A 774-nucleotide genomic window follows, 5' to 3' on the forward strand; every position below is an offset into this window, starting at 1 on the left:
TTTCGCATAAGGCCCATTATGTTAAATAGGGATATTTTTTACTAATTTCATTTACTTTAGCTCTTTATTTCTTAACTTTAAAACAACGTATCTTTGCCAAAAAAGTAGCATTCCTGCAAAAATACATATGTAAGTTTTATTCTCAATAGAAAGAGCGATCCCTGTAAAAATTAAAGCAAATAAAAAAGAGAGGATTAAATTAGTCTTCTGACTTAATGAAGAACCAATTGCTAATTCAAGACTAAGGAGTTTGTTTAATATTTTCATAAAAAAATTATAAGTAAGAATAATTATCAATAATACCAAATAATATCTATTTAAGATTTCCTAAAATTAACATAATACACCTTATGCGAAATTTAGGTCTTATCCCAAATAACGCCATTAAAAAGATCTTTATCTTTTTGCCTATTTTCTTCGGTCTTATTTTCCGTATTTAAAAATTGCTCAAAATTGGCTAATTGCTGCTTAAACGATTCATCATTTTTTAATTTATTTAAAGCCCAAGCTCCCAGTAGAATTTTACGTCTCGTATCATCTTTTCTTTGCTGATCAGAAACTTTCTTTTTTTCACGTGCAATAGCAGCTTTTTTCTGTTCTTTTAGCTGTCTTAAGCGTTCTTCTTGCTTTGCAATTTTTTGCTCTAAATTATCAATACTCATACCATCACCGTATCAAGGAATACCCCTCAAGCATAGGTCTGTTTGAATTGAAATTCAAGACAGCCCATGCTATCGTGGTTTTCCCGAAGGGCGCACTTAGCCATTGAACAAA

1 protein-coding gene is annotated in these 774 nt (G+C 30.4%); it reads right to left on the minus strand.

What is annotated here, in order from left to right; all coding sequences use genetic code 11:
• Positions 1-359: 359 nt before the first annotated feature.
• Positions 360-662 carry a hypothetical protein gene (locus C9E89_RS22950; RefSeq protein WP_107010341.1) on the minus strand — a complete coding sequence of 101 codons (303 nt, stop codon included), beginning with the start codon at positions 660-662 and terminating at the stop codon, positions 360-362.
• Positions 663-774 lie beyond the last annotated feature (112 nt).

It is taken from the genome of Acinetobacter sichuanensis, from assembly GCF_003024515.2.
In the GTDB taxonomy this organism is placed as follows: domain Bacteria; phylum Pseudomonadota; class Gammaproteobacteria; order Pseudomonadales; family Moraxellaceae; genus Acinetobacter; species Acinetobacter sichuanensis.